The organism is Aestuariivirga litoralis, from assembly GCF_003234965.1.
In the GTDB taxonomy this organism is placed as follows: domain Bacteria; phylum Pseudomonadota; class Alphaproteobacteria; order Rhizobiales; family Aestuariivirgaceae; genus Aestuariivirga; species Aestuariivirga litoralis.
Genome location: NZ_QKVK01000011.1, coordinates 1 through 24,802, shown reverse-complemented (window position 1 = coordinate 24,802; position 24,802 = coordinate 1). Strand labels below are relative to the sequence as shown.

The 24,802-nt window shown below is 69.4% G+C and carries 25 protein-coding genes; 13 read left to right on the top strand and 12 right to left on the bottom strand.

The features are described 5' to 3' along the window. Positions 1-15: 15 nt before the first annotated feature. Both DK847_RS18615 and DK847_RS18610 read left to right on the top strand, forming a co-directional pair. Positions 16-1,176 (top strand): acyl-CoA dehydrogenase family protein, encoded by a 1,161-nt coding sequence (locus DK847_RS18615; RefSeq protein ID WP_111200053.1) that lies wholly within the window; start codon positions 16-18, stop codon positions 1,174-1,176. Continuing rightward, positions 1,173-3,266, top strand: coding sequence for an acetate--CoA ligase family protein (locus tag DK847_RS18610; protein ID WP_111200052.1), 2,094 nt, complete (start codon positions 1,173-1,175; stop codon positions 3,264-3,266). Before DK847_RS18615 ends, DK847_RS18610 begins: the two co-directional genes overlap by 4 nt. Here the strand turns inward: DK847_RS18610 and DK847_RS18605 are convergent. Further along, positions 3,256-4,731: an aldehyde dehydrogenase gene (locus DK847_RS18605; protein WP_204508403.1), complete on the bottom strand. Its 1,476-nt coding sequence runs from the start codon at positions 4,729-4,731 to the stop codon at positions 3,256-3,258. The genes DK847_RS18610 and DK847_RS18605 overlap by 11 nt on opposite strands. Positions 4,732-4,882: 151 nt before the next feature. Between DK847_RS18605 and DK847_RS18600 the strand changes: the two genes are divergently transcribed. From DK847_RS18600 to DK847_RS18580, 5 genes are read left to right on the top strand one after another with little or no spacing between them, the layout of a single operon-like run. Next, the gene (locus DK847_RS18600; protein WP_245414674.1) at positions 4,883-5,275 is read left to right on the top strand and encodes a RidA family protein; all 393 of its coding nucleotides are present in this window, start codon (positions 4,883-4,885) and stop codon (positions 5,273-5,275) included. Between the two features lies 1 nt (position 5,276). After that, complete coding sequence (locus DK847_RS18595) at positions 5,277-6,074, top strand: alpha/beta fold hydrolase (RefSeq protein ID WP_111200050.1); 798 nt, start codon at positions 5,277-5,279, stop codon at positions 6,072-6,074. Then, on the top strand, positions 6,067-7,251 hold the full coding sequence (locus DK847_RS18590; RefSeq protein ID WP_204508399.1) for a CaiB/BaiF CoA transferase family protein: 1,185 nt from the start codon (positions 6,067-6,069) through the stop codon (positions 7,249-7,251). The genes DK847_RS18595 and DK847_RS18590 overlap by 8 nt, the downstream gene beginning before the upstream one ends. Before the next feature lie 15 nt (positions 7,252-7,266). Continuing rightward, complete coding sequence (locus DK847_RS18585; RefSeq protein WP_111200048.1) at positions 7,267-7,875, top strand: amino acid synthesis family protein; 609 nt, start codon at positions 7,267-7,269, stop codon at positions 7,873-7,875. A 5-nt stretch (positions 7,876-7,880) separates the two neighbouring features. Continuing rightward, positions 7,881-8,375 (top strand): flavin reductase family protein, encoded by a 495-nt coding sequence (locus DK847_RS18580; RefSeq protein ID WP_111200047.1) that lies wholly within the window; start codon positions 7,881-7,883, stop codon positions 8,373-8,375. Positions 8,376-8,387: 12 nt separating this feature from the next. Here the strand turns inward: DK847_RS18580 and DK847_RS18575 are convergent, their stop codons facing one another. The 9 genes from DK847_RS18575 to DK847_RS18535 all read right to left on the bottom strand — a co-directional run bounded on the left by DK847_RS18575 (position 8,388) and on the right by DK847_RS18535 (position 16,686). Beyond that, positions 8,388-9,500, bottom strand: coding sequence for a DUF1513 domain-containing protein (locus DK847_RS18575; protein WP_111200046.1), 1,113 nt, complete (start codon positions 9,498-9,500; stop codon positions 8,388-8,390). 3 nt (positions 9,501-9,503) lie between these two features. Continuing rightward, the gene (locus tag DK847_RS18570; protein WP_111200045.1) at positions 9,504-10,511 is read right to left on the bottom strand and encodes an imelysin family protein; all 1,008 of its coding nucleotides are present in this window, start codon (positions 10,509-10,511) and stop codon (positions 9,504-9,506) included. 4 nt (positions 10,512-10,515) lie between these two features. Next, entirely contained in the window at positions 10,516-11,730 is a 1,215-nt protein-coding gene (locus tag DK847_RS18565; protein WP_111200044.1) for a di-heme oxidoredictase family protein, read from the bottom strand. Continuing rightward, positions 11,727-13,010, bottom strand: coding sequence for an imelysin family protein (locus DK847_RS18560; RefSeq protein ID WP_111200043.1), 1,284 nt, complete (start codon positions 13,008-13,010; stop codon positions 11,727-11,729). Before DK847_RS18560 ends, DK847_RS18565 begins: the two co-directional genes overlap by 4 nt. 14 nt (positions 13,011-13,024) lie before the next feature. Continuing rightward, complete coding sequence (locus DK847_RS18555) at positions 13,025-13,492, bottom strand: hypothetical protein (RefSeq protein WP_111200042.1); 468 nt, start codon at positions 13,490-13,492, stop codon at positions 13,025-13,027. 105 nt (positions 13,493-13,597) lie between these two features. Further along, complete coding sequence (locus DK847_RS18550) at positions 13,598-14,734, bottom strand: cytochrome-c peroxidase (protein WP_111200041.1); 1,137 nt, start codon at positions 14,732-14,734, stop codon at positions 13,598-13,600. Between the two features lie 78 nt (positions 14,735-14,812). Further along, complete coding sequence (locus DK847_RS18545; protein WP_342634766.1) at positions 14,813-15,493, bottom strand: urease accessory protein UreF; 681 nt, start codon at positions 15,491-15,493, stop codon at positions 14,813-14,815. Beyond that, positions 15,490-16,116 carry an urease accessory protein UreG gene (ureG, locus tag DK847_RS18540; protein ID WP_111200040.1) on the bottom strand — a complete coding sequence of 209 codons (627 nt, stop codon included), beginning with the start codon at positions 16,114-16,116 and terminating at the stop codon, positions 15,490-15,492. Before ureG ends, DK847_RS18545 begins: the two co-directional genes overlap by 4 nt. 48 nt (positions 16,117-16,164) lie before the next feature. Then, a complete protein-coding gene (locus tag DK847_RS18535; RefSeq protein WP_111200039.1) occupies positions 16,165-16,686 on the bottom strand; it encodes an urease accessory protein UreE in 522 nt (173 codons plus the stop codon). Between the two features lie 178 nt (positions 16,687-16,864). Here DK847_RS18535 and DK847_RS18530 point away from each other — a divergent pair, with 178 nt between their 5' ends. The 6 genes from DK847_RS18530 to DK847_RS18505 all read left to right on the top strand — a co-directional run bounded on the left by DK847_RS18530 (position 16,865) and on the right by DK847_RS18505 (position 22,732). Further along, positions 16,865-17,719 (top strand): urease accessory protein UreD, encoded by an 855-nt coding sequence (locus tag DK847_RS18530; RefSeq protein WP_111200093.1) that lies wholly within the window; start codon positions 16,865-16,867, stop codon positions 17,717-17,719. Positions 17,720-17,740: 21 nt separating this feature from the next. Beyond that, complete coding sequence (gene ureA, locus DK847_RS18525; RefSeq protein WP_111200038.1) at positions 17,741-18,043, top strand: urease subunit gamma; 303 nt, start codon at positions 17,741-17,743, stop codon at positions 18,041-18,043. 10 nt (positions 18,044-18,053) lie between these two features. After that, entirely contained in the window at positions 18,054-18,365 is a 312-nt protein-coding gene (locus DK847_RS18520; RefSeq protein WP_111200037.1) for an urease subunit beta, read from the top strand. Between the two features lies 1 nt (position 18,366). Further along, the gene (gene ureC / locus DK847_RS18515) at positions 18,367-20,070 is read left to right on the top strand and encodes an urease subunit alpha (protein WP_111200036.1); all 1,704 of its coding nucleotides are present in this window, start codon (positions 18,367-18,369) and stop codon (positions 20,068-20,070) included. Positions 20,071-20,149: 79 nt separating this feature from the next. After that, on the top strand, positions 20,150-21,211 hold the full coding sequence (locus DK847_RS18510; RefSeq protein WP_111200035.1) for an urea transporter: 1,062 nt from the start codon (positions 20,150-20,152) through the stop codon (positions 21,209-21,211). 75 nt (positions 21,212-21,286) lie between these two features. Continuing rightward, positions 21,287-22,732 carry a GntP family permease gene (locus DK847_RS18505; protein ID WP_111200034.1) on the top strand — a complete coding sequence of 482 codons (1,446 nt, stop codon included), beginning with the start codon at positions 21,287-21,289 and terminating at the stop codon, positions 22,730-22,732. 13 nt (positions 22,733-22,745) lie between these two features. On the opposite strand, the gene DK847_RS18500 is transcribed toward DK847_RS18505, so the two are convergent. Then, positions 22,746-23,231, bottom strand: a complete 486-nt coding sequence (locus DK847_RS18500; protein WP_146256190.1) for a hypothetical protein — start codon at positions 23,229-23,231, stop codon at positions 22,746-22,748. Between the two features lie 220 nt (positions 23,232-23,451). Further along, on the bottom strand, positions 23,452-24,802 hold a 1,351-nt coding region (locus tag DK847_RS18495), incomplete at its 5' end, for a hypothetical protein (protein ID WP_204508396.1).

The following is a 24,802-nucleotide window of genomic DNA, read 5'->3' as shown; positions in this document are numbered from 1 at the left end:
CCCGTGGAGGATCGCTTGAGTCTCGTCAGTTCCCACGAAAACCGCCTGCTGCTGGAAACCGTCCAGGCCTTCATGAAGGCCGAGCTCCACCCGCACGAGGACCTCGTCGACAGGCTGGGCGAGGTGCCCCTCGAGATCGGCCGCCAGATCGAGGCGCGCGCCCATGAGGCGGGCCTCTATGCCGCCAACCTGCCGGAGGAAGTGGGCGGCGGGGGCCTGAGCCTCGAGGCCAAGGTGATCATGGAGCGCGAATTCGGCAAGACCAGCCACGCGCTGCACAGCTGGGTGGCGAGGCCCACCGAACTGCTGCTGGCCTGCGAGGGCGAGCAGCGCGAGCGCTACCTCTACCCCTGCGTGAAGGGCGAGAAGCGCGAGCTTTTCGCGCTGACCGAGCCCGAGGCCGGCTCCGACGTGATGGGCATGAAGTCGAACGCCCGGCGCGACGGCGACGACTGGATCCTCAATGGATCGAAGCATTTCATCTCGGGCCCGGTGATGCCGGATTTCGCCATCGTCTTCGCCGCCACGGGCGTCGATGAGGGCCCGCGCGGGTCCAGGAAGCGCGTCACCGCCTTCCTCGTCGACGTCGGAACGCCGGGCTTCGACGTGCGCGACGGCACGCATTGCGTCAGCTACAGGGGCTACAAGACCTTCCAGCTCAGCTTCGACAACGTGCGCCTCCACCAGCGCCAGATCCTCGGCGAGGAGGGCAAGGGGCTGGAGCTTTCGGGCCAGTGGCTCACCTATGGCCGCATCTTCGTCGGCGCCTCGTGCTGCGGCAAGGCGGAGCGGCTGATGGGCTATGCCACAGAATGGGCGGCGAGCCGCAAGCAGTTCGGCCAGGCCATCGGCAAGTTCCAGGGCACCGGCTTCAAGCTCGCCGACATGGCCACCGAGCTGCGCGCCGCCGACCTCCTCGTCGAGGACGCCGTGCGCCGCGCCAATGAGGGCACGCTCAGCGATGCCGACATCTCGATGGTGAAGCTCTACTGCTCCGAGATGGTGAACCGCGTGGCCGACAACACGGTGCAGATCTATGGCGGCATGGGGCTGATGGAAGAGCTTCCCATCCAGCGCCTGTGGCGCGACGCCAGGCTCGAGCGCATCTGGGACGGCACCTCGGAAATCCAGCGCCACATCATCTCGCGCGCCATCCTGCGGCCGCTCGGCGCATGACGCCGAAGGCCCGCGCCAATCTCGACCGGCTGCTGCGCCCGCGCCATGTCGCGGTGATCGGCGGGCGCGACGCCGAGACGGTGGCGGCGGAATGCAAGCGCATCGGCTTTGCGGGCCCCTTCTGGCCGGTGAACCCGAAGCGCAGCCAGGTCGGCGGCCACGCCTGCTTCGCCAGTGTGGAAGATCTGCCGGAAGCGCCAGACGCGGTGTTCCTCGCGGTGCCGAAGGAAGCGGCCATCGAGGCGCTGCACAAGCTCAGCGCCATGGGGGCGGGTGGTGTCGTCTGCTACACGGCGGGCTTCGGCGAAACGGGTGCCGAGGGGGCCGATGCCGAGGCGCGACTGGTGCAGGCGGCGGGCAATCTCGCACTCGTCGGGCCCAATTGCTATGGCGTCATCAATTACGTCGACAGGGTTGCGCTGTGGCCCTTCACCCATGGCGGTGCCTGCCCCGGTCATGGCGCTGCCATCATCACGCAATCCGGCATGCTGTCCTCCGACTTCACCATGAGCCAGCGCGGCGTGCCCTTCGCCTACATGGTCTCGGCCGGCAACCAGACGCTGCTGCGGCTCGAGGATTTCGTCGATGCGCTGTGCGAGCGCCCGGAGGTGCGCGCCATCGGGCTGCACATCGAGGGGCTTAAGGACGTCGCCGCCTTCGAGCGCGCGGCACTGAAGAGCCTGTCTCTCGGCAAGCCCATCGTGGCGCTGAAGACCGGCACCTCGCGGCTGGGGTCAAGCCTCACGGTCAGCCACACCGGTTCGCTGTCCGGAACGGAAGAGCTCTACGATGCGCTGTTCGACAGGCTGGGCATCATCCGCGCCGACAGTCCGGCGCAGCTGCTGGAGACGGTGAAGTTCCTGTGCGTCGCGGGTGTTCCGAAGGGCCGGCGTCTGGCGGGCCTCACCTGCTCCGGCGGCGGCGCCACCATGCTGGCGGATTATGCCGAGCGGCTGGACTTGAGCTTCACGCCACCCGATGCGGCAACAGCCGCGAGCCTGCGGGTACTCCTTCCGCAGACCGCCACCGTTTCCAACCCACTCGACTATACGACGCCGATCTGGGGCATTCCGGAAAAGACGCGGCCGGTGTTCGACACACTTTTCGCACAAGGCCATGACGCGGCGGTGATCGTGCAGGACTATCCCGCCCCCGGCCTCGACGAGAGCAAGCCCTGGTATCGCAACGACACGCTGTCCTTCATCGCCGCGGCGAAGGCGCGAGCGCTGCCCGCCGCGGTGTGCAGCACGATCCCCGAGAACCTGGACGAGGAGACGCGCAGCTTCCTCGTGGCGCAGGGCGTGGCGCCGATGCAGGGCATCGAGCAATGCATGGCGGCGATTGCCGCTGCCGCGTGGCATGGCGAGCGCCGCGCCGAGATCGCGGCCAGTCCGACAGCACCGTTGCTGCCGCAGCAACCTGCCGGAGACGTGCGCCTCATCGACGAGGCCGCTGCAAAGACGTTGCTTGCCGCAAAGGGCATCGCGGTGCCGCACAGCCGGATTGGCAGCGGCGCGGAGATCGCCGCGCTGTCGCGGGAGCTGGGCTATCCGGTGGCCCTCAAGATGGTGAGCGAAAAACTGCCGCACAAGACGGAAGCCGGCGCCGTGAGGCTGGGCCTGCGCTCGGCGGAAGACGTCACCGCGGCCGTGCAGCGCATGCGGGCCGACGTCGCGGCCTACAATCCGGCTGCCCTCACGGATGTGTTCCTCGTCGAGGCCATGGTGGCCCAGCCCGTGGCGGAGCTGATGGTCAGCATCCGGCGCGACCCGCAATTCGGCCTTGCGATGACGCTGGCCGCCGGCGGCATCCTCGTCGAACTCCTGGCCGATGCCGTCACCGTGCTGCTGCCCGCCTCGCGCGCCGATCTCGCCCGCGCCCTGTCGCGCTTGAAGATCAGCCGCCTGCTCGCTGGCTATCGCGGCAGGCCCGCCGCGAACCGCGAGGCCCTCCTCGACACGCTCGAACGCCTCGCCGCCTTCGCCGCCGACCCGGCCAATGAGGTGGCGGAGATCGAGATCAACCCGCTCTTCGCCGGCGTCCATGAAACCTGCGCCGTCGACGTGCTGATGCAGCGCCTCAGCGCATGACGAAGGGGTTGGCCAGCGGCTGGTCGGAGGTGTTGATCCACACCGTCTTGGGCCGCGTGTAGTCGTAGATCGCCTGGAAGCCGCTCTCGCGGCCATAGCCCGACTCCTTGAAGCCGCCGAATTCGGCGATGGGCGAGACGACGCGATAGGTGTTCACCCACACGATGCCGGCGCGCAGCTGCTTCGTCACGCGCAGGGCGCGGGCCCCGTTGCGGGTGAAGACGCCGGCGGCGAGGCCGTGCTTCGTGTCGTTGGCGAGCCGCACCACCTCGTCCTCGTCCTTGAAGCGCAGCACGCTCAGCACCGGGCCGAACATCTCGGTGTCGACGATGCGGTCCTGCTGGCTCCGGCATTCGATGATGGTGGGTTCGTAGAACAGCCCGCGGTTCTGGCCCGGCGGGCGCTGGCCACCGGTGAGAAGCTTGCCCCCCTGCTCCTGTGCGAAGGCCACTTCCTTCTCGATGCGGGCGAGCTGGCCGTGGGTGGCGAGCGGGCCCATCTGGGTCTCCTCCAGCAGCGGATCGCCGATGCGGATCTGGCGGGCGCGAGAGACCATCGTCTCGAGGAACTGGTCCGCCACCTTCTCCTGCAGGTACAGCCTGGAGCCCGCCACGCAGGACTGGCCGGTGGCGCCGAAGATCCCCGAGATCGAGCCGTTCACCGCACTCTCGAGGTCGGCGTCGTCGAACACCAGGAAGGGCGACTTGCCGCCCAGTTCCAGCGACACCTCGGCGAAGTTCTCCGCCGAGTTGCGGATGATGTGGCGCGCCGATTCAGGCCCGCCGGTGAACGAGATGCGCTGCACCAGCGGATGGGAGGTGAGCACCCGCCCGCAGGGGTCGCCATGGCCCGTCACCACATTGAACACGCCGGGCGGGAAGCCCGCCTCCTCCATGAGCTTCGCGAAATCCAGCATCGGGGCGGAAGCATGTTCGGAGGCCTTCAGCACCACGGTGTTGCCCGCCGCCAGCGCCGGGCCGATCTTCACCGCCACGAGGAACAGCTGCGAGTTCCACGGCACCACGGCGGCCACCACGCCCAGGGGCTCGCGCAGCGTCATCGCCAGCATGTCGGGCTTGTCGATGGGCAGCGTGTTGCCCATTACCTTGTCGGCGGCCCCGGCATAGAACTGGAAGAACTCGGCGATGTACTTCGCCTGCCAGCGCGTCTCCTTCAGCATCTTGCCGGTGTCGATGGTCTCGGTGCGGCCCAGCTCCTCGGACTTCTGCGCCAGGAGTTCGGCGAGGCGGCGGAGATACTTGCCGCGGGTGGTGGGGAGCGCACTGGCCCATTCGCCGCTGGTGAAGGCGCGGTGCGCGGCCTCCACCGCGCGGTTGACGTCGGCTGCCGTCGCCTCGGGGATCTCCGACCAGTCGTCGCCCGTCGTCGGATTCATCGAGGTGAAGGTCCGCCCATCCGCGGCATCGACCCACTGGCCGTCGATGAACATCTGGTAGCGCTGCAGCGTGGTCATGGGTCGGGCCTCCTTCGACTGCATCCGAGACTAGGGTCGACGCAGGGCGGTGATGCAAGATTTTCGCCGGGCGCTGTCGGAAATCTATTACAATGCCCGGAGCATGCACGCATAGTTTTTCGATGTTTCGGGGGAGGGCCTGGTGAGCAGCAAGCAGGTGATCGGCGGACCACTGGTGATCGGCGGCCGCAAGCTGTCGCTGTCACGCGCCATCCGCGCGGGTGACTTCGTGTTCCTCACCGGCCAGGTGCCGTTCCGGGACGGCCAGGTGATGACCACGGGAACGGTGGAGGAGCAGACCCGCGCCGTGCTCGACGCCATCACCGCCACGCTGGCCGAAGCCGGCTGCCAGCGCTCCGACGTGGTCAAGGCCATGGTCTGGCTGCGCGACCGCGCCGATTTCCCCGGCTTCAATGCCGTCTATGGCGAATATTTTCCCGATGAACCGCCGGCCCGTTCCGCCGTGGTGAGCGACCTCCTCGTCGATGTCCGCGTCGAGGTGGAAGTCGTCGCCTACAAGCCGGTGGCGGGCTGACATGGCCTCCCGCACCCCGCGCGGCACGGCCTATGAAAGCTTCGGCTCAGGTGAGCGCACCATCGCGCTCGTCCATGGCCTCGGCCTCAACCGGCACTCCTGGCAATGGCAGGTGCCGGCACTCGCGGCCAAGCACCGCGTCATCACCTATGACCTCCATGGCCATGGCGACAGCAGCGTGCCGCCGCGGACGCCATCACTCAGCCTGTTCGCGGAGCAGCTGGCGGAGCTCCTCGACCATCTCGGCATTGCACGTGCCTCGGTCTTCGGCTTCTCGCTCGGCGGCATGATCGCGCGGCGCTTCGCCATGGACCATGGCGGGAGGCTCGATGCGCTCGGCATCCTGCACTCCGCCCATGCGCGCGACACGGCGGCGCACGAGGCGATCCAGGCCCGCGTGGTGCAGGCCGCAAGGGAGGGTCCCGCCGCCACCGTGGAGGCAGCGCTTCAGCGCTGGTTCACCGACGGCTTCCGCGCGAGCCACCCGCAGATGATGGACGAGGTGCGACGCTGGATCCTCGCCAACCGCAAGGACATCTATGCGCCGATCTACCAGGTGCTGGTCAACGGCGTGACGGAGCTCGTGGCGCCGAAGCCGCCGATCACCGCGCCCACGCTGGTGATGACCGGCGAGGAGGACCATGGCAATTCCCCCGCCATGAGCCGCGCCATCGCGGCGGAGATCGCAGGTTCCGAACTCGTCATCCTGCCGGGCTTGCGCCACATGGCGCTGGCCGAGGCGCCGGAGCTGTTCAATGCGAAGCTCCTTCACTTCCTGCAGCGGGTGCAGGGTGGCTGAGGCGCCGCGCGGCATCCTCGCCGGCATCCGCGTGCTGGACCTGAGCCGCATGCTCTCCGGCCCCTATTGCACCATGATGCTCGCCGACCACGGCGCCGAGGTGATCAAGATCGAGGGGCCTGAGGGCGACACCAGCCGCTCCAACGGCCCGTGGCGCGCCGATGACGCGGCGCATGACTGGGCGGGCTATTTCGTCAGCCTCAACCGCGGCAAGAAGAGCCTCGTGCTCGACCTCAAGCAGGAGGAGGCGAAGGCCACGCTGCGCGGGCTCGTTCGCTCGTCGCATGTCGTGGTCGAGAATTTCCGCCCCGGCGTGATGGAGCGGCTGGGGCTTGGCTACGAGGAGCTGGCGAAGCTCAATCCCGCCCTCGTCTATGCCGCGATCCGCGGCTTCGGCGACCCGCGCAGCGGCGAGAGCCCCTATGCCGCCTGGCCCTCCTATGACGTGGTCGCCCAGGCCATGGGCGGGCTGATGAGCATGACGGGGGCGGACCGCGACCACCCGATGAAGACCGGCCCCGGCATCGGCGACGTCTTCGCCGGCATGATGCTGGCCTTCGCCATCGTCGCCGCGCTGCGCCACGCGGAGCAGACCGGCCAGGGCCAGTTCGTCGACATCGCCATGTATGACGCGATGCTGAGCCTGTGCGAGCGCCTGGTCTATCTCTACGACATGGAAGGCAGGGTGGCGGAGCCCGCCGGCAACGGCCACCCGCTGCTCGCCCCCTTCGGCCTGTTCCCGGCCGCCGATGGCTGGGTATCGATCGGCGTCGTCGACGATGGCTTCTGGCGCGAGCTCGCCCGCATCATGGAACGCCCCGACCTCGCCGATGACCCGCGCCTTGCCGGCAAGTCCGGCCGCCGCGCCCATGCGGCGGAGGTGAACGAGGCGGTGAGCACATGGACGAGGTCCCGCAGCAAGGCCGAGCTCACGGCGCTGCTTGGCGGCCGCCTGCCCTTCGGCCCGGTCAACGACGCGCGCGACATCTTCGCCGATCCGCATGTGGCGGCGCGCGGCATGATCGCCGAGGTGCCGCATGCCGAGCCCGGCCGCAAGGCCTGGCGCGTCGCCGCCAACCCGGTGCGTTTCAGCCTCACCCCTGCTATTCCCGCTTCGACACCCCCGCGGCTGGGCGAGCACAATCCCGTGTTCGCGCCCGCCAAACCCGTCACCTGAACGCCGGAGACCGCCATGGAACTGAAGATCAGAAAGCTCGTGAACTTCGAGGAGGAAATCCATCTCGAGGGCGAACGCGCCGCCACCCCGCCGCTGCGCATGCTGGGCGTCGCCGCGGTGGTGAAGAACCCCTGGGCAGGCCGCGGCTATGTCGCAGACCTGAAGCCCGAGATCCGCGCCTTCGCGCCCATCCTCGGCAAGCTCCTGACCGAGCGCATCGTCGCCATGGCCGGCGGGGCGGACAGGATCGAGGCCTATGGCAAGGCCGCCATGGCGGGGCTCGACTGCGAGCAGGAACATGCCTCCGCCCTCATCCACACCCTGCATTTCGGCAATTTCTACCGCGAGGCGCTGGGCGCCAAGACCTATCTCGGCTTCACCAACACGCGCGGGCCCGCCAACACGCAGATCCAGATCCCGCTGATGGACAAGCACGACACCGGGCGGCGCTCGCATTACCTCACGGTGCAGTTCTCGATCGCCGACGCGCCGGCCGATGACGAGCTGATCGCCGCGTTCGGCGGCGCCACGGGCGGGCGCCCGCACCACCGCATCGGCGACCGCTACCAGGACCTCGCCGACATCGGGGCCGACGTCAGCGATCCGGCCCGCCTCGGGCGCTAGGCGGCATGGAGGGCCTTCACCCCGTCTCGCGCGAGTTGTTCATCCGCGGCATGCGCCAGGTGGCCAGCAGCGTGGCGGTGGTCACCACCCATGGCGCCGCGGGGCGCCATGGGGCCACGGTGAGCGCCTTCTCCTCGGTCTCGGCCGATCCGCCGCAGCTCCTCGTCTGCCTGCGCTCGGCCAGCCGCATCGCCGCGGCAGTGGAGGCCAATGGCGCCTTCTGCCTCAACATCCTGTCGCACCGCCACCCGCATGTGGCCGAACGCTTCTCGGGCAGCCATGACAGCGCGGTGGCCGACCGCTTCGAGGGCATCGACGCCCACCACGCCGCGCATGGCTTCGTGGTGCTGCCGGACGCCACCGCCTTCGCCTGCACCGTCTCCGGCCGCCTCGCTGCCGGCACCCACACCATCTTCCTCGGCCAGGTGCAGCAGGTGCAGACCTCGGACCATGATCCCCTCACCTACCAGCAGGGCCGCTACCGCCAGCTGGCGCAGTGACCGCGGTTCGCCTCAATCGTCTGCCTGGCCTGCCTCCCGCAGCACGCGGGCGTGATTGTCCCAGATCCAGCGCTGTTCCACCCCCGGCCCCGCAAGGCCCGACAGGCCCAGCGTGGTGATCCCGGCATTGCCCGAGGTGACGATGAAGGACTGCCGGCCATTGGCCGCCGCGCCGCACACGTCCGGCAGGCGCAGGCTGGCCGCAAGCCTGTCGCCCGCCATGTCCCAGATGAGCGCCGCACCGCCCTCGGGGCTGGTGGCGATCAGGCTGCCGCCATCATCGTCGAAGGCCACCGAGCCGATGTAGTTGTTCATGGCGAAGAGCGCGTCGCCTTCCACCGCCAGCATGGCGGGCGTGCCGCCCGGCCGCAGCAGGCCGATCAGCGGCGGCGCATCCTCGGCAGCACCCTGGTACTGGCCGCCGAAGGCCACCACGCCATCGCCGCGCACCGCCAGGTGGCGGATGCTCAGCCTGCGCAGCTCGGCGGCCAGCTCGTGGCGCGCCGTCACCTCGCCGTGGCGGAGGTCGAGCAGCGCGAGATTGGGCTTCATGTCCTCCGGGTTCAGCGTCTCGCGGCCCGTGTCCGGGTGGGTGCGCAGACCGCCATTGGCGATGATGAGGCCGCGCCCGCCGGGCAGCAGCGCCAGGTCATGCGGCCCGATGCCGCCCGAGGGCATTTCACCGATGCGGCGATAGCCGTCGCTGGCATCATAGATGCCGATCAGCCCCTCGCCCGTGGCGATCAGGTTCTCGGTCGCATGGAGCAGCCTGCCATCGGCCGAAAAGGCGCCGTGGCCATAGAAGTGGCGTCCCTCGGCCGCCTCGACCACCTGGCGCAGGCTGCCGTCGGCACTGCCCAGCACCGCGAACCAGTTGCCGGGCCGGCGCGCGAAGGCCACGATCTCGGCGGCCCGCGGGCGCCGCGTCACGTCATGGCCGCGCGCCGGCAGGCTGGTGGCGAAGACCTCCCGGCCGTCGCGGTCGAAACAGGCGACGGAGGCATTGTCGGCTGCATCCCTGCGGCAGGACACGAAGAGCCGCCCTCGCGGCACGTCCGCCCCCGCCCCGCCGGCCATGAACCCGGTGAGCATGACGCCCAGCAGCTGGCGCCGGTCGATCAGCACGCCTCAGTCCCCATCGAGGCTGTTGAACCCGATGGTCACGCCCAGCGCCGAGGGCACCTCGATGATGGCGCGGTCCGCCGCCGCCGTCACCGCATCGCGCAGCAGCACCGCCTCGTTGCGCGTCGCGGTGTTGCCGGCGGTGGCGGCCAGGTCATCGATCGTCTCCGCAATCCCCAGCGCGGTCTTCGTGGTGTGCGGCAGGGCGATGTCGTCGGGCGGATAGGGGAACAGCAGCGCGCTGACCGCCGCCAGCCCGGCCAGGTTCTGGCTGATGTCGCGCATCGTGCGGCCGCTGCGCCAGAAGGCTCCGGCATGCGGCCTGACCTTGTCCTCGTCCTTGCCCATCACCGCCTCGATCTTCTGGTCCTTGAGGATCGCATAGGCGGTCACGATGTCGGTCGCCAGCTGGGCGCGCACCTCCTGCGTCACGAGGCCGGGTGCCGCGGCCCAGCCTGCCGCCATGTCCGCCGCCAGCCCCGCCGCATTGGCGGAAATCACGCTGCCCGCGGTGCAGCGCACGCCCTCCTCCGGGTCGCTGCCCAGCCCGGCGTCCGGCTGGCCGTCGGCATAGAGCAGCCGCTCCAGCGCGGGGAGGCCCTGCACCGCGGCGGATTGCCGGCGGATGGTGGCGGGGTCGAGGGCCTCCGGGTGCTTCAGCAGCGCGCCGAGGCCGCGCTCCACCGCATTCTTGCGCTCCGGCCAGAAGGCGAAGCGCTCATTGCGGAAGTCCTGCGAGGACGGGCCGTAGCGGATGATGCCCACTTCCGCCCAGCGATCGGCCAGCGACTGGAACGACGCGGCGAGCGCCGCCAGCCCCTCGGGCGAAGGCGCCTGGCAATAGGCCGCCCACTCCGCCGCGTGGCGATTCGCTTCCTCCGCCAGCGCCGCGAAGCCCGGGCGGATGAAATCGGTGAGGACGTGCCGGTAATGCTCGTCGGCCGCCTGCTGCGCCTGCGCGTGGAGGGTGGAAAGCCCGAGGAGAATGACGGCGAGAAGCGTGCGGAGGGTCATGGCGCTACAGTTTCGCAAGGAAGTCTAGGATCATCTGCTGGCGGCGTCCATCAACCCCGGCGAAGGCATCGCGGGCTGCTGCCGCCTCGCCGCCGTGCGCGGCAATGGCCGCGCGCAGTGTCGCCGCGCGGCCATCGTGGAAGTAACGCCGCTCGCCATCGCGCGGGGCGAGTCCGGCAAGCGGCGTGGTGCGCCATTCGCCCGGCGCCGCACCGCCCGCCGTGATGCGCGAGGCACCTTCGGCGCCCAGGTCATGCAGCAGCAGGTCGCTGAACACCTGCCGCATCCGGCCGTCGCGACCCGGCAGGTCCGGCACGTGGCAGGCGGCACAGCCCGCCGCGGCGAAGAGCCGGAAGCCCGGCGTGGTCCGGTCAGCCGGCGCGGGCCTGAGGCTGGCGAGATAGGCCACCACCCGCTCCACCGCCGCGGCGGAGATCTCCTCGCCATCCGCCATGGCGCCGCGGCCGCTGGGCCGCGCCCGGCAGGCAGGCTGCGCTGCCGTGCAGTCACCAAAAGGCTGCGGCACGAGGGGTGAGGACAGCCCCATGTCGAGTGCTGCCGCTTCGGCCGTCTGGCGCAGCAGGCTCGCGCCCGTCGCCTTGTATCCGAAGCGTCCCAGCACCATGGCGCCGCTGTCGTCCGGCACCATGTGCGCGCGGCCTGAAATGCCGTCGCCGTCACGGTCCTGCGGGTCGGCCAGCGCCAGCACGGCGGCGTCATCTATGTCATCCAGCGCCGCCCGCCCGGTGAGCGGCGGCGCGATGCGGGTTTCGAAGATGGCGGGCTGGCGTGGCCCGGCCGCAAGATCGGTCTGCACCGCCAGCGCGCCCTGGCGGATCGTCACCGTGAGCCGCGCTTCCGCGGCGAGGCCCGGAACGGCGCGGTCCTGGATCTGCGCGCCGAGTTCGGGGTGGGGTCCGCCATCCGCTGCCGCCACCCGCACCACGAGGCCCTGCGCCCGCGTGCTGTCGTCGCGCCGGGTGAAGCGCGCCGCGCCCCCGTCCTGATGGCAGCCCGCGCAGGCGCGCTGGTTGAACAGCGGGCCCAGCCCGTCGGCCGCGGCGGTGGAGGATGGCGCCGCCACCCACAGCCGTTCGAACAGCGCCTTGCCCAGCGCCACGTCGAGGCCCTGGCCAGTCTGCGCCGCACCAGCCGCAGCGGCGCAGAGGCTCGTGGCGGCCACGCCCAGCGCGGCGAGCAGGCTGCGCCGCGACTTCACTGCGGCGCCACCGCCGAGGGGCTGTCGAGGCTGTCGGACCCCTCGACCTTGATCGACAGCTGCATGGCGGCGACCAGCGCCTCGATGCCGCGCGTCTGGGTGATCAGGCTGTCGATCGCGGCCTGTACCAGGGCATTGCCCTCATCGTTGCCGGCAGCGATCATCTGGTCATAGGCCATGGCGCCGCTGTCGGCCTTGTCCTTCAGCGCCCGGAAGGCGGCCAATGTCGCCTGCATGTCGGCGGTGAGCTTCGCCCCGGCGGCGGGTGCCGCGACGGCGGCAAGCTCCTCGATGCCGGGGCCCTGCATCACCGTGCCGTCGCGGCGCGGCACGCTGCCGGAGTAGATCGCCCACATGCCCGCCACGTCATGATAGTGCGAATTGTGGGTGTTGTCGGAGAAGCAGTCCTGCTCTTCCTCGGGGTCGTGCAGCAGCAGGCCCAGCTTCATGCGCTCGCCAGCGAGTTCGCCATAGGACAGGCTGCCGAGACCGGTGAGGATGCGCGACAGGGCCTCCTTGTCGTTCCTCGCCAGATAGTCCTGGCGCGCCGCGCCGCCCTCATTCCAGCTCGCCGCCATCTCGTCGAGGTCGGCCACCAGCAAGGCGGTCACCGCCGTCAGGTAGGCCGCCCGGCGGTCGCAGTGGCCGCCGGTGCAGTTGGCGGTGTCGAAGTCGGTGAAGGGGCGGTTGCCGGCGCCGGGGCCGGTGCCGTTCAGGTCCTGCCCCCACAGCAGGAACTCGATGGCGTGGTAGCCCGTCGCCACATTGGCCTCGCTGCCGGCGGCCTCGTGCAGCGAGCGCACGAGCTCGGGCGTGATGGTGCCGGCATCGATGGTCTCCGTCCCGATCGTCAGCGAGGGGTTGGCGATGACGTTGGCGGTGAACAGCGCGTTCTCCTCCGACTCCTCGCCATAGCTGGCGGTGTCGACGTAGTCGATCAGGCCCTCGTCCAGCGGCCAGGCATTGACGCGGCCTTCCCAGGCATCGACCAGCGGGTTGCCGAAGCGGAATCCCTCGGTCTGCATGTACCAGGGCCGCGCCTCCACCCAGGCGGCGCGCGCCGCCGCGAGGCTTGCTTCCGACGGCGCGGCGACCAGCGCGGCCACCGCCTTCTGCAGGTCATGCCCTGCCGCTGCCGCATCGCCGAACATCGCCGCGGCGGAGGCCGCATAATGCTGCGTCACGGCTTTCGCCGTCACCGCCTCGGCATGGGCCAGCGACAGGATGGAACAGGCGGTGAGTGCCGTGGCGCAGAGAAGGCCGGTCCAGGGAAAGCGCATTCATTCGTCTCCGGTCAGTTGAGGGTTCGCAGGGCGAAGAGCGGGCAGGCCTGCATCCGGCAGCCGGAGCAGGTGAGCGCCGTGGCGAGGTGGCAGGAGGCCTGCCACACCTCGCGCAGCCGCGCCGCCTCGCCGCTGCCGGTCAGCAGGCTGGCGGCCTCGCAGCCCGTGCTGGCATCGCCTGCCTGCGCGGCGGCGACCAGCGTCAGCGCCATGCACTCGTCCTCGCACAGCAGCCCGCTGCATTGCGGGTAGAAGCCCAGGGCGCGGGCGCTGCAGGCGCGCAGCGTGCGCACCCAGTACTGCACCTCGCCCACCGTGCGGCGCGCGTCCTCGGGCCCGAGTTCGCGCGTGAAGGCGCGCCAGATTTCCTCCCAGCAGGCGCCATCGCCCAGGTCCAGCGCCGCCATCATGTTGCGGTAGCCAGAGATCACCAGGCGCTCGGCGGGATGGTCCGGCAGGTCACGGCGGGAGCGGGTCATGGCGTGGGGTTCCTATTTCCGACTATTTTTGTCGGATATCAGAGCGAACCCCGTCATGCAAGAAAAATCATTTGAATTTCAATGATTTAGAATGATTCTAAAGAATCAGCGGGCGAGCAGCGGCTCATAGCGCTGGTCGGTCAGGGTCTTCAGGAAGGCCACCAGCGCGTCGATCTCGCGGTCCTTGAGGGCGGGTCCGGCCTCGAGTTCCTTGAGCGCCACGGTGTCCGCCACCTCGGGGGCGGCCCAGGGCTGGCCGGTCTCGGGGTTGATCTGGCGCCTGGCCGACTTGCTGTTGTACTTGTTGTAGAACAGGATGACGGTGCGCAGGTCCCGGAACACGCCATTGTGCATGTAGGGGCCCGTCACCGCCACGTTGCGCAGGCTGGGGGTGCGGAACTTGCCGCGCTGGGCAGGCTCGCCCTTCACCGCCGGATTGGCCGCAAGGCCATCGTCGATGCGGCCCGGGGCGGAGCCATTGGCCGCCCTGAGGGCGGTGTTCACCGGCACGCCGATATTGTGGAACGCATAATTGGAGAAGGTCTCCTCCGCGGCACCACCCAGCGCCTGCAATTGATGGCAACTCCTGCAGTTGGTGAACTGGTTGGAGAAGAACAGCACGCGGCCCAGTTCCTCCTCCTCCGTCAGCTTCGCCGCGCCGCGCAGGAAGCGGTCATATTTCGAATCGAAGGGCGAGAACTCCGGCGTGCGCTCGAAGGCGGCGATGGCCGAGGTCATCGCGGCATAGGCCTTCGCGTCGTCCTCCAGCACGCCGGCGCCGTGGAGCGCCTCGAAGGCGGCCACGTAACCGGGGTTCTCCTTCAGGCGCGCCACCACCGCGGCCTTCGAGCCCATGCCCATCTCGGCGGGGTTGAGCGGCGGGCCGCCGGCCTGGTCCTCCAGCGTGGCGGCACGCCCGTCATGGAACAGGCCGCCGGCCCAGTTGCCACTGGCGTTGCGCCCGAAGGCGGGCACGAAGCGGGCATAGGCGGCGGTGGGCGCGTTGCGGTCGCCGATCGATGTGCCGTCATCGCCCAGCGAGGCAGCCCCTGCCGCCGTGCCGCGGCCATCGCTGAAGGCGCGCTCCGGCATGTGGCAGCTGGCGCAGGACTGGCTGCGGTTGTGCGACAGGTTGACGTCGAAGAACAGCGCCCGGCCGAGTTCGGCTTGCGTCCCGGCCGCACCGGCCGGCGTGGCGAGCGGCAGAACGAGGGCGAGAAGGACGAGGTGACGGCAGCGCATGCGCCGGGCCCATACGCCAACCGGCGGCCCGGCGGAACCGGCCTGTTGCGGCAGGGGCCCCCGCCGCCGCTGCATGGCTCAGGAGCGGAACAGCCGCGAATACTGGGTCTCGTGCCAGGCGCTGGCCATGGCCAGGGCGACCGAGACATTGCCGATCTCGTCATCATCGAGCGTCATGGCGCGCGCCGCACTGCGCTCGATCACCGCACTGGCGGCGATGAGGATGCGCTGGCCCGCGGTCTGGCCCAGCCGGGCAAGCCGCAGGGCCGCCGCCACCTGGGCGTCGGCTACGGCCCACATCAGGCCCTTGAGCGCCGCGGCCGGCGCCACCTGCCCGTGCCGGGCGGCCAGCGCGAAGGCCCCGGCATAGGTGGTGACGGCGGCGAGGCGCGGCTCCGGCAGCGCGTCGAGGTCGGCGAGCAGGGTTGCCAGCGCCTCGGCCATGCGGCGGTCCTCGCGCTGCAGTTCGAGGCTCTCGCGCGCCGCGGCAAGCCACGCGTCATGGCCGAGGAAGCCATCATGGTCGCCCGCCGCGAGTGCCGCCATCATGCGCCAGAACATGGCGCCGTCGAGCGCTGCCACGCTGTGCTCCAGCGTGCCGAGGATCCACGCGCCGGCCGTCGCCTCGTCCTTCACCCAGCCCGCCTCGACGGCCGACTCGAGCCCGCGCGAATAGGAAAAACTGCCCACCGGCAGGCTGGGGCTGACCAGCCGCAGCAGCTGCAGCGGCAACCCGTCGGGTGCGTTGGGCATGCTCATCCGGCGCGCCGGGCGAGCCCGCCCATGTCGAGGATGTAGTCCGTCACCGCGTCGAGGCCCTGGCCGCGCCGCAGGTCGGTGAAGCCGAAGGGCCGGCCGGCGCGCATGCGGGCGGCGTCGGCGCGCATCACCTCGAGGTCGACGTCGACATGCGGTGCAAGATCGCTCTTGTTGATGACGAGGAAGTCGGAGCGGGTGATGCCGGGGCCGCCCTTGCGCGGGATCTCCTCGCCCTGGCACACCGAGATCACGTAGATCGTCACGTCGGCGAGTTCCGGCGAGAAGGTAGCGGCCAGATTGTCGCCGCCCGATTCGATGAACACGATGTCGAGGTCGGGAATGCGGCGGCGCATCTCGGCGATGGCCTGCAGGTTGATCGAGGCGTCCTCGCGGATCGCGGTGTGCGGGCAGCCGCCGGTCTCGACGCCCATGATGCGGTCCTCCGGCAGCGCCTGCTTGCGCGCCAGGATCATGGCGTCCTCCTGGGTGTAGATGTCGTTGGTGACGACGGCGAGCGAGAAGTCATCGCGCAGCGCCCGGCACAGCTTCTCGGTCAGCGTGGTCTTGCCGGAACCGACCGGTCCGCCGATGCCGACGCGCAGGGGGCCATTGCTGGAAGTCATGAAGCGAACCTCGGAAGAAGAATGAAACTGCAGCTCTACGCCAGGTGATCAACCGTTGCCATTGCCGGCCACGCCGTCAAGGCGAAAGTCGAGGCTGGGGCCACCGCCAGGCTGCGCCCCGTGGGCATGCGCGCCATGGCCCGAATAGGCGCCGCGCAGCGGGTTGAAGGGCCGCACCACCTCGCTCACCCGCGCCCCCAGCCCTTCCAGCATGGCCTTGATCACATGGTCGCGCAGGATGAAGATGCGCCCGCCCGCGATCTCCGCCGGCAGGTGGCGGTTGCCGATGTGCCAGGCCAGCTCCACGAGGTGAACCGGGTCGCGGCCCGCCACCTCGAGCAGCGGTTCCTCGGCGGCGATGATGGCGATGGCGCCACCATCCTCCAGCAGCAGAACGTCGTCGCTGCCCAGCGCCACCGTCTCGGGAAGATCGACCAGCAGCTTCTGCCCGTCGGCAAGGTCGAGGCGGCAGCGGCGCAGGTGGCGCTGCCCGTGGTCGAGCACGGCGCGCCCGCGCAGCGCATGCCCCCCAGCCGTGGCTGCCTTGCCACTCGACGTTGCCTTCCACATGCCCTGCCTCCTCTCGAATTCACAACCCTGCGGGCGCGCCACTCAACCTGCTGCATGTTTTCACTTGCGGACCAGTGGTGCCGATGAGATAGCATCTGGAACGATGACGGCAATGGCAGAGTGCATTTCCCTTCGCGGTCCCCGCGATGGCGCAACCAGCGCAGCGCCGGCGCGCGCCATGACCCGCGCCACGCTGTCGGCCTCTGCGCCCGCCGCCTCCTGGAAGGCCGAACTCGAGTTGTGGTTTGCCCCCGCCGCCGGCAAGACGCGGCTGGCGCGCCGCCGCCACCTCGGGCCCTTGATGGTGCAGAGCCCGTTCCACCCGGAGAAGGACGGCACCTGCCACGTCTATGTGCTGCATCCGCCGGGCGGTGTCGCCGGCGGCGACGAACTGGCGCTCAAGTTCCACCTCGCGCCCGCCGCCCGCGCCCTGCTGACGACGCCGGGCGCCACCAAGTTCTACTGCACCCGCACCGGGCTGAGCCGGCAGGTGACGGCGATCGACGTGGCCGATGGCGGCATGTGTGAATATTTCCCGCAGGAGACCATCCTGTTCGACGGCGCCCAGGCCGAGGTGGTGACCGAGGTCGACCTCGCGGGCAGCGCGGGCTTTGCCGGCTGGGACTTCTTCTGCCTCGGCCGGCCCGCGGCCGATGAACGCTTCGCCACCGGGCGCCTCCGCCAGCGGGTCGAGATCCGGCGCGACGGGCGGCCCCTCTGGGTCGAGCGCAGCAACCTTGCCGGAGGCTCGCCCATGCTGGGTGCGGCCCATGCGCTGGCCGGCCACACCACCTGGGGCACCATGGTCTACGTGGCGGCGGGCCTCGACTCCGCGGCCGAGCGGGTGCGCGCCGCGCTGGGCGATCAGGGCCAGGGCCGGTTCTCCGTCAGCTGCCTCGCCGAGGTGGTGGTCTGCCGCTATCTCGGCCCCCACGCGGCAGAGGGCAAGGCGCTCTTCGCCCGCGCCTGGGGGGTGCTGCGCAATCTCAGCCAGGGCAAGGCGGCCAGTCCGCCGCGCATCTGGGCAACGTAACAACATCGAGAGGGAACCGCGATGGAGCTTCTGCCCCGCGAGAAGGACAAGCTGCTACTGTTCACCGCAGCCCTGCTGGCCGAGCGCCGCAAGGCGCGCGGCGTGAAGCTGAACTACCCGGAGGTGGTGGCCTATATCTCGGCGGCCATTCTCGAGGGCGCGCGCGACGGGCGCAGCGTGGCCGACCTCATGTCCTATGGCGCAACGCTGCTGACGCGCGACGACGTGATGGAGGGTGTCCCCGAGATGATCCACGACATCCAGGTCGAGGCGACCTTTCCCGACGGCACCAAGCTGGTGACCGTCCACAACCCCATTCCGTGAGGGCGAAGCCATGATTCCAGGTGAAATGCTGATCGAGGACGGCGAGATCGAGCTGAACGCCGGCCGTGACACCATCGTGGTCGAGGTCGCCAATTCGGGCGACCGGCCGATCCAGGTGGGCTCGCACTACCACTTCTACGAAACCAACACGGCGCTGACCTTCGACCGTGCGAAAACGCGCGGCTTCCGGCTGGACATTCCGGCGGGCACCGCGGTGCGCTTCGAGCCGGGCCAGGCCCGGCCCGTCACGCTCGTGGCCTTCGGCGGCGCGCGCAAGGTCTACGGCTTCAACGCCAAGGTCATGGGAAAGCTGGAGGCCTGAGATGACGAAGATCACGCGTGAGAACTACGCCTCGCTCTATGGCCCGACCACCGGCGACCGCGTCCGCCTGGCCGACACCGCGCTCCTGATCGAGATCGAGAAGGACCACACGGTCTATGGCGAGGAAGTCACCTTCGGCGGCGGCAAGGTCATCCGTGACGGCATGGGCCAGGGCCAGGCCAATGCGGCGGAGGTCGCCGACCTCGTCATCACCAATGTCATCATCCTCGACTACTGGGGCATCGTGAAGGCCGATGTCGGCATCAAGGATGGCCGCATCTCCGGCATCGGCAAGGCCGGCAACCCCGACGTCCAGCCCGGCGTGTCGATCGTCATCGGCCCCGGCACCGACGTGGTGGCGGGCGAGGGCCGCATCCTCACGGCGGGCTGCATCGACACCCACATCCACTTCATCGCGCCGCAGCAGGCGGAAGAAGCCCTGACCAGCGGCACCACCACGCTGGTGGGCGGCGGCACCGGCCCCTCGGTCGGAACGCTGGCCACCACGGTGACGCCTGGTCCCTGGTACATCCACCGCATGCTGGAGGCGATCGAGGACCTGCCGATCAACGTGGGCCTCCTCGGCAAGGGCAATGCCTCGCTGCCGGAACCGCTGCGCGAGCAGGTGCGCGCCGGCGTCATCGGCCTCAAGCTGCACGAGGACTGGGGCACCACGCCCGCCGCCATCGACAACTGCCTCGCGGTCGCCGACGAGATGGACGTGCAGGTAGCACTCCATTCCGACACGCTGAACGAAAGCGGCTTCGTGGCCGATACCTTCGCGGCGCTGAAGGGCCGCGCCATCCACTCCTTCCACACCGAGGGCGCGGGCGGCGGCCACGCACCGGACATCATCACCGCGGCGGGCCAGGAGAACATCCTGCCCTCCTCCACCAACCCGACGAGGCCCTACACCGTCAACACCATCGACGAGCACCTCGACATGCTCATGGTGTGCCACCACCTGAGCCCGCAGATCCCCGAGGACGTGGCCTTCGCCGAATCGCGCATCCGCAAGGAGACGATCGCGGCGGAGGACATCCTGCACGATCTCGGCGCCTTCTCGATGATGTCGTCGGACTCGCAGGCCATGGGCCGCATCGGCGAGACCACGCTGCGCTGCTGGCAGACGGCGCACAAGATGAAGGTGCAGCGCGGCCCTTTGCCCGAGGACAGCGAGCGCAACGACAATTTCCGCTGCAAGCGCTATGTCGCGAAATACACCATCAACCCCGCCATCACCCATGGCTTCGCCCATGAGATCGGCTCGATCGAGGTGGGCAAGCGCGCCGATCTCGTGTTGTGGAAGCCCGCCTTCTTCGGCATCAAGCCCTCGCTGGTGCTGATCGGCGGCATGATCGCCACCGCGCCGATGGGCGACCCCAACGCCTCGATCTCGACGCCGCAGCCGGTGCACTACCGGCCGATGTATGGCGTGCTCGGCCGGGCCCGCGGCAAGACCGGCGTCACCTTCGTGTCGCAGGCAGCCCTGGACGAGAAGATCGGCGAAAGGCTCAAGCTCCAGAAGCAGCTGGTCGCCGTCAAGGGCACGCGCGGCGTGCGCAAGAAGGACATGATCCACAATTCCTTCACGCCGGAGATCACCGTCGATCCGCAGAACTATGAAGTCCGCATCGATGGCGAGCTCATCACCTGCGAACCGGTGGACAAGCTGCCGATGACGCAGCGCTACTTCCTGTTCTGACCGCCGGGCAAACAGCACGAGGCAGGACCCGCCGGGGCCGGCAGCACCCGGCGGGCTTCCACGAGGGGGACGAATTGACATGGCACAGTCCGTGAAGACGCTGGCCGCGAGCCTGGCAGACCACCCGGTGCTGGGCCCGGTGGACTGGCTGTTGCGCGGCATCGGCCAGGTGGTGTTCCAGAACAATGCGCTGAGCGGGCTCATCATCCTTCTCGCGCTGTTCTTCAACTCCTGGATCTATGGCGTCACCTGCCTGTTCGGCGTCGCGATCGCCACCGCCATGGCGGTGTTCCTGAAGGCCGACAGGGAGCTCGTCCGCAACGGGCTCTTCGGCTTCAACGGCGCGCTGGCAGCACTCGCCCTCGTCGCCTTCACCAGTGCCGACTTCCGCACCGGCGCCGTGCCCTCAGGGCTGATGATGGTCTACATCGCCTTCGCCGCGGCCATGACCACGGTGGTGTTCCAGGCCATCGCCACGCTGCTGGGGCCGCACAAGGTGGCGGCCCTCACCGCCCCCTTCGTGCTCACCGGCTGGCTCTTCCTCTTCGCCGTCCTGAAATTCGAGGGCCTCGAGGCCGGGCCGCTCATCAAGCCCATCTCGCCCGACCAGTTCGATGCCGCCGCGGCCTATGTGCTGCCCACCTGGTACATGGGCATCGGCAATGCCATCGGCCAGATCTTCTTCCAGGACAACTGGATCTCGGGCTACCTCATCATCATCGGCATCGCCGTCAATTCCCGCGTCTCGGCCGCCATGGCGCTTCTCGGGGCAGCGGGGGCGGCGCTCGTCGCCGCGCTGTTCGGCGGGCCGGAAGGGGCGATCCGCGACGGGCTCTTCGGCTACAACGCGGCCTTGACCGCCATCGCGCTGGGCGGCTTCTTCCTCGTTCTCACCTGGCGGTCCTTCCTCTACACGCTGTTCGGCATCGTGGTCACCACCTGGCTCTGGGCCTCGGTGGCCATTTTCCTCAAGCCGATCGGCATGCCGGTGCTCACCTCCGCCTTCGTGCTCGTCACCTGGCTCATGCTGCTCGGGCAATATGGCTTCCGGGCGCTGGTGCCGGTGCCGCCGGCCGAGGCGACGACGCCGGAAGACAATCGACAACGGCACCTCAAGGCCATGGCCAAACGGCCAGGCTGACGGGCTGCCCCGCGTGACCTGGTCCCTGCCTGCGCCTGCGGGCCGGGGCCGCAATGGGAGAAGGAGTTCTGCATCATGGGCCTCATCGGCATTCTCGTATCACTGGCGCTGCTCATGTGGCTGGCCTATCGCGGCTGGAGCACGCTGCTCGTGGCGCCCATCGCCGCGCTGGCCGCCGCCGCCTTCGCGGGAGAGCCGCTGCTCGCCAACTGGACGCAGACCTTCATGCCGGGGGCCGCGCGCTTCGTGGCCCAGTGGTTTCCCATCTTCCTGCTCGGCGGCCTGTTCGGCAAGCTGATGGACGACAGCGGCTCCATCGCCTCGATCGCCAAGTACATGACCGAGCGGCTGGGCACCAGGCGCACCATCCTCGCCGTGGTGCTGGCCTCCGCCGTCGTCACCTATGGCGGCGTCAGCGTCTTCGTCGCCTTCTTCGTGCTGGTGCCCATGGCGCAGCGCATGTTCGAATCGGCCGACATTCCGCGCCGCCTGATGCCCGCCACCATCGGGCTCGGCGCCTTCACCTTCACCATGACGGCGCTGCCCGGCACGCCGTCGGTCAACAATGCGATCCCGATGCCCTATTTCGGCACCACCACCTTCGCCGCACCCGGCATCGGCATCATGGCCTCGCTCATCACGCTGGCCTTCGGCCTGTGGTGGCTGGCCCGCGCCGAGGCCAAGGCGCGCGCCGCCGGTGAAGGCTTCGGCAGTGCCGCCGCCCTGCCCTCGCCCGTCGACGAGAAGCTGCGCGAGCTCACCACCGTCTCGGGCGAGTTCGACATCGCCGAGCTCGACCACGGCCAGAAGTCCAGGGACGAGCCGCCCTTCTTCCTCGCCGCGCTGCCGCTCGCCGTGGTCATCGTCGTCAACTTCCTCATGGCGCTGGTCATCCTGCCGCGGCTCGATTTCGCCTTCCTGTCGGATCCCGCCTGGGGCTCCACCTCGTTCGGCGCGGTGGGCGGCGTGTGGTCGGTCATGCTGGCGCTCGCCGCCGCCAACCTCACCGTCATCGCGGTCAACTGGCGGCGCATGCCGGGCCTGCGCGAAACCATCGATGCGGGCGCCAATTCCGCAGCACTGCCCATGCTCACCATCGCCAGCCTCGTCGGCTTCGGCGCCGTGGTGGCGGCGCTCCCAGCCTTCAACCAGGTGCGCGATGCGGTGCTCACCATCCCCGGCGGGCCGCTGATCTCGCTCACCGTTGCCATGAACAGCCTTGCCGCCCTCACCGGCACGGCCTCGGGCGGCTCGGCCATCGCGCTCGCTGCCCTGGGCGACCACTTCCTCGAGCTCGCCAAGACCTATGGCATCGATCCCGCACTGATGCACCGCGTCACCGTCATCAGCGCCGGCACGCTCGATGCGCTGCCCCACAACGGCACGGTGCTCATGCTGCTGCAGATCAGCAAGCTCACCCATGCCGAAAGCTATCTCGACATGGTCATGACGGTCATCGTCGGGGTGGTCATCTCGCTGATCGCCGTGCTCGTCGTCGGCTCGCTCTTCGGGTCGTTCTAGGCCGGCCCGCCGCCTAGCGCCAGAACTGCGCCCGCTCGCCGCGGGTCAGCTTCGCATAGCGCTGGGCGTCGGCGGCAATGGCCTCGAGGTAGCCGCGCGCCAGTTCCCAGAACATGCTGTCGCGCTCGGCCTCGGTCATCAGCCGCAGCAGGGTCGGGGCATAGGACCCGAAGAGATAGACCTGGGTCGAACGCGGCACCGCCTTGTTGTTGGCCAGCACGGCGAGGCGCTCGATCTCCAGCAGCATCAGGTGGAAGCGCGCCTCGGACTGGGGGTCGGCGGGGTCGCGCTGCATCGTGCCGTTCTCGATCGCCACCAGGTTCCGCGCCAGGTAGCTGTCCTCCGCGAACAGCCGCTGGTGAACCTGGTTGAAGCGCGCGATGTTCTCGATGCGCCGGCTGCGCGCCTGCGAGCGGGTGTTGACGATGAACACCATGAGCGCCACCAGGGCAGCCAGCACCGTGGCATAGTTCCGGAGTTCGTCACTGTCGAAATGCATGGATGGCCCGCCGTGGTTGGAAGCCGCCACCATGCCACATCGGCGGCGCCGGGGCAGGTGATCTGCAATCGATTTCTGCGACCTGTGAACATGTCATCGCGGTTGTCGTCCGCCAGGCATCGGCGACAACCAAAAGCATCATGTTTGTGCAACGGCGGCAATACGTCCGCGCAGCGAAATGCGGCCCTGCGCAAGGGCAGGGCCGCATGCCGATCCTGCGTCAGGGCGCCATCACCACGAGGCTCACCTCGTTGATGTTGCACGCCTGCCCGTTGGTGCTGGACCTGAAGTGCAGCGTGTAGGACAGGTTGCCCCCCTGCGCCACGCCGGTGGGCAGCACGAACACCTGGGTGATCACACCTGCCGCCGCCCCGCGCATCGAATAGGCATCCGCGGCACTCGTCTGACCAGGTCCCGCAAACGATATTATGCAGCGGGTGGACGTGGTATCGGCCGACAGCGTCAGGATGGCATTGCCCGATGCGCCGGCCTTGGTCGAGGCCGTGACGTTCATCGTGGCATAGCCGGTGACACTCGATGTCCAGTTGGTGTTCGTCCCACCCTGGATGCCGCCATTGCCGCTGTTATATGAGTAGGCCCCACCCACGGCCGCCATGCCCGTGGCGCCGGTCGCACCGGTAGCACCGGTAGCGCCTGTCGCACCGACGGCACCCGTTGCACCGGCAGCACCCGTCGCACCGACGGCACCCGTCGCACCCGTCGCACCCGTCGCACCCGCAGCACCTGTGGCACCTGTGGCACCGGTGGCACCCGTAGCGCCTGTAGCACCCGTGGCACCGGTGGCACCGGTGGCACCCGTTGCACCCGTCGCACCCGCAGCACCTGTGGCACCCGTTGCACCGGCAGCACCTGCCGCACCGACGGCACCCGTAGTGCCTGTAGCACCCGTGGCACCTGTTGCACCGGCAGCACCCGTCGCACCTGTTGCACCGGCAGCACCCGTCGCACCGGTAGCTCCGACAGCACCCGTGTCGCCTTTGGCGCCAGTCTCGCCCTGAGTTCCAGTCTCACCTTGGGCACCCGTGTCACCCTTGGCACCGGTCTCGCCCTGGGCACCCGTGTCGCCTTTGGCTCCAGTCTCGCCCTGAGCCCCGGTAGCGCCTACGGTACCGGTGTCACCCTTGGCTCCGGTCGCACCAGCCGCACCGGTAGCACCAACAGCACCCGTATCGCCCTTGGCCCCTGTTTCACCTTGCGCGCCGGTCGCACCAACTGCACCGGTCTCACCACGGGCACCCGTGTCGCCTTGAGCACCAGTCTCACCTTGGGCACCCGTGTCACCCTTGGCACCGGTCTCGCCCTGGGCACCCGTCGCACCGGTCGCACCAACAGCACCCGCGTCGCCTCTGGCACCGGTCTCGCCCTGGGCGCCCGTCGCACCAGCCGCACCGGTAGCACCAACAGCACCCGTGTCGCCTTTGGCGCCAGTCTCGCCCTGGGCTCCGGTCGCACCGGTAGCTCCGACAGCACCCGTGTCGCCTTTGGCGCCAGTCTCGCCCTGGGCACCCGTGTCGCCCTTGGCACCGGTCTCGCCCTGGGCACCGGTCGCA

Bases quoted from the DNA above. Each gene is read 5' to 3' on its own strand.
- DK847_RS18610 (WP_111200052.1), top strand. From the start codon at position 1,173: ATGACGCCGAAGGCCCGCGCCAATCTCGACCGGCTGCTGCGCCCGCGC.
- DK847_RS18595 (WP_111200050.1), top strand. From the start codon at position 5,277: ATGGCCTCCCGCACCCCGCGCGGCACGGCCTATGAAAGCTTCGGCTCA.
- DK847_RS18585 (WP_111200048.1), top strand. From the start codon at position 7,267: ATGGAACTGAAGATCAGAAAGCTCGTGAACTTCGAGGAGGAAATCCAT.
- DK847_RS18580 (WP_111200047.1), top strand. From the start codon at position 7,881: ATGGAGGGCCTTCACCCCGTCTCGCGCGAGTTGTTCATCCGCGGCATG.
- DK847_RS18570 (WP_111200045.1), bottom strand. From the start codon at position 10,511: ATGACCCTCCGCACGCTTCTCGCCGTCATTCTCCTCGGGCTTTCCACC.
- DK847_RS18560 (WP_111200043.1), bottom strand. From the start codon at position 13,010: ATGCGCTTTCCCTGGACCGGCCTTCTCTGCGCCACGGCACTCACCGCC.
- DK847_RS18555 (WP_111200042.1), bottom strand. From the start codon at position 13,492: ATGACCCGCTCCCGCCGTGACCTGCCGGACCATCCCGCCGAGCGCCTG.
- DK847_RS18550 (WP_111200041.1), bottom strand. From the start codon at position 14,734: ATGCGCTGCCGTCACCTCGTCCTTCTCGCCCTCGTTCTGCCGCTCGCC.
- DK847_RS18545 (WP_342634766.1), bottom strand. From the start codon at position 15,493: ATGAGCATGCCCAACGCACCCGACGGGTTGCCGCTGCAGCTGCTGCGG.
- ureG (WP_111200040.1), bottom strand. From the start codon at position 16,116: ATGACTTCCAGCAATGGCCCCCTGCGCGTCGGCATCGGCGGACCGGTC.
- DK847_RS18535 (WP_111200039.1), bottom strand. From the start codon at position 16,686: ATGTGGAAGGCAACGTCGAGTGGCAAGGCAGCCACGGCTGGGGGGCAT.
- DK847_RS18530 (WP_111200093.1), top strand. From the start codon at position 16,865: ATGACCCGCGCCACGCTGTCGGCCTCTGCGCCCGCCGCCTCCTGGAAG.
- ureA (WP_111200038.1), top strand. From the start codon at position 17,741: ATGGAGCTTCTGCCCCGCGAGAAGGACAAGCTGCTACTGTTCACCGCA.
- DK847_RS18520 (WP_111200037.1), top strand. From the start codon at position 18,054: ATGATTCCAGGTGAAATGCTGATCGAGGACGGCGAGATCGAGCTGAAC.
- ureC (WP_111200036.1), top strand. From the start codon at position 18,367: ATGACGAAGATCACGCGTGAGAACTACGCCTCGCTCTATGGCCCGACC.
- DK847_RS18510 (WP_111200035.1), top strand. From the start codon at position 20,150: ATGGCACAGTCCGTGAAGACGCTGGCCGCGAGCCTGGCAGACCACCCG.
- DK847_RS18505 (WP_111200034.1), top strand. From the start codon at position 21,287: ATGGGCCTCATCGGCATTCTCGTATCACTGGCGCTGCTCATGTGGCTG.
- DK847_RS18500 (WP_146256190.1), bottom strand. From the start codon at position 23,231: ATGCATTTCGACAGTGACGAACTCCGGAACTATGCCACGGTGCTGGCT.